Here is a 2,173-nt window from a genome sequence, read left to right on the forward strand (position 1 = left end):
TGGGCCAGGGCCACGGCGTTCATGGCGCCGGCGCTCGTGCCGCTGATGCCGTCGAGCGTGAAGCGCCCGTCTTCCAGCAGCGCATCGAGCACGCCCCAGGTCAGCGCGCCGTGCGAGCCGCCGCCCTGCAGGGCAAGGTTGAGCCGCCGCGGCGCTGCGAGGGCCGCTGCCTCAGGCATCGATCGCCTGGCCCTTGTTCATCGCCACCATGCCGCGCACGATGCGGTACAGGAACCAGATGGAGATCAGGCCCCAGGCGATCCAGCCCGGCGCGATGAACAACAGCCACAGCGGCGCGGTCACCACGTAGAGCACGCCGGCCCAGAGGACGGTGCGGATGCGGTACGAGAAATGGCTGGCCTGCCAGGTGCCTTCGGCATCGCTTTTCTTGACCAAGTCGATGACCAGGGCGATGACCAGCAGCAGGGCCCCGGGCTGCGCGCCGGGGATGACGGCGCCCACGGCGACGATCAGGTGCAGGAAATAGCTGATCCAACCCACGGTCTTGAGCGATTCGGCCCGCTCGTTCGGCTCCACGTCGATGATGTCGCTCACGCGTTGGCTCCTTCGTCGTTGGCGCGGGCCAGGGCCTTGCGCAGGGATTTTTCCTCGATGCCGCTGGTGCCCTCGCGGCGCTCCAGCTCGGCCACCACGTCGGCCGGGGTCAGGCCGTAGTGCGCGAGGGCGATCATGGAATGAAACCACAGGTCGGCCACTTCGTACACCAGCTTGGACGGGTCGGCGCCATGGTCCACGTCCTTGGCGGCCATGACGACCTCGGTGGCTTCCTCGCCGATCTTCTTGAGGAAGGCGTCCGGCCCCTTGTGCAGCAGCCGCGCCACGTAGCTCTTGTCGGCATCGCCGCCGTGGGCGGGCTTGCGGCTTTCGATCACGGCGGCCAGCCGCGCGAGCGCGTCTTCGGACGGGCGGGCCTGCGGAGCAGTCGGGGCGTCGGTGAGGGGGATGGTCATGGGCATTGCCGTTATTTGTAGATGGACTCGGGGTCTTTCAAGACCGGATCGACCGCCTGCCAGGCGCCGTCCTTGAGCACGCTGAAAAAACAGCTGTGGCGGCCGGTGTGGCAGGCGATGCCGGGCTCGTGGCCGAGCTGCGTCACCTTGAGCAGCACCACGTCGTTGTCGCAGTCCAGGCGGATTTCGTGCACCGTCTGCACGTGGCCCGACTCCTCGCCCTTGAACCACAGCTTGCCGCGCGAGCGGCTGAAATACACCGCGCGCCCCAGTTCGGCCGTCTTGGCCAGGGCCTCGCGGTCCATCCACGCGAACATGAGCACATCGCCCGTGGCCGCCTCCTGCGCGATGGCGGGCACCAGGCCCTGCGCATCCCATTTCACTTCGTCGAGCCAGTTCATGGAGTCATTCTCGGTCATTTGCTGCACTGCGGGAAAGGCCTGTTTTGCTATTATTTTCATAGCATAACACCCTAGTATTGATTGCGCCGAAGGCCATTTTCATGCAAAAAGGCCTGCGGGCCTCACTGCACCGACAGGAACACCCATTTGCGGTCCCAGTTCGTGCGGCCCAGGTACTTGATGGCGAAGGCGTAGCGGCCGGGGGGCAGCGTGTCCTGCGTGAGCGTCTCCTGCTGCACCACGGCCGGGCGGCCGCCGATGCGCACGTCGGGGCTGGCGACGTGCTCGGTCTCGCTCTCCAGGTTCTGCCCGTCGAGGGCATACACCGTCACGTCGGCCTCCTCGCGGGGCTCGCCGACATGGGCACGCCCGAACGCGTTGGCGAACGTCTCCACATCGAGCGCCGCGGCCCTGCCCAGGGGGCGGCGCACGGTCCAGTACACGTCGCGCACGCCACCGTCGAGGGCGCGCAGCTGCGCCCGCAGGCGTTCGAACTCCTCGCGCGTGGCGATCACCTCCACCGGCTGGCCGCCGATGGTGGCGTCGAAGCAGCGGCCGATGCGGTCGGCGCAAGGCGCGCGGTCGAAGTAGCCCGAGGCATAGGACGGCGCCGGCGTGCTGCCCGCAGAGCGCGGACTCTGCGCGCAGCCTGCCAGCACGGCGGCGAAAAGGACCGTGCAGATCCCCGCCGCGAGGCGGGCGCGGCCCCGGGTGCGGCCCGTCACAGCCGCACCGGAATGCCCCGCCTCGGCATGCGCCGCCTTCGCCTGGCCCGATCGGCTGGTATTCGCCCGGTGATAG

5 protein-coding genes are annotated in these 2,173 nt (G+C 68.4%); all 5 read right to left on the reverse strand.

The features are described 5' to 3' along the window. On the reverse strand, positions 1 to 179 hold a 179-nt coding region (locus AC27KI_RS23200; protein WP_487116065.1), incomplete at its 3' end, for a patatin-like phospholipase family protein. Then, complete coding sequence (locus tag AC27KI_RS23205) at positions 172 to 555, reverse strand: DUF4870 family protein (RefSeq protein ID WP_272567628.1); 384 nt, start codon at positions 553 to 555, stop codon at positions 172 to 174. The genes AC27KI_RS23200 and AC27KI_RS23205, both read right to left, overlap by 8 nt. Beyond that, positions 552 to 971, reverse strand: a complete 420-nt coding sequence (locus AC27KI_RS23210) for a phosphoribosyl-ATP diphosphatase (RefSeq protein WP_487116061.1) — start codon at positions 969 to 971, stop codon at positions 552 to 554. Before AC27KI_RS23210 ends, AC27KI_RS23205 begins: the two co-directional genes overlap by 4 nt. Positions 972 to 982: 11 nt before the next feature. Then, positions 983 to 1,390: a phosphoribosyl-AMP cyclohydrolase gene (gene hisI, locus AC27KI_RS23215; protein WP_487090342.1), complete on the reverse strand. Its 408-nt coding sequence runs from the start codon at positions 1,388 to 1,390 to the stop codon at positions 983 to 985. Positions 1,391 to 1,494: 104 nt separating this feature from the next. After that, a partial coding sequence (locus tag AC27KI_RS23220; RefSeq protein WP_487116063.1) for a hypothetical protein occupies positions 1,495 to 2,173 on the reverse strand: 679 nt, incomplete at its 5' end.

The organism is Acidovorax sp. KPB24-03 (assembly GCF_057546605.1).

Coding starts and splice junctions, on each gene's coding strand:
- AC27KI_RS23210 (WP_487116061.1), bottom strand. CDS start 971: ATGACCATCCCCCTCACCGACGCCCCGACTGCTCCGCAGGCCCGCCCG.
- hisI (WP_487090342.1), bottom strand. CDS start 1,390: ATGACCGAGAATGACTCCATGAACTGGCTCGACGAAGTGAAATGGGAT.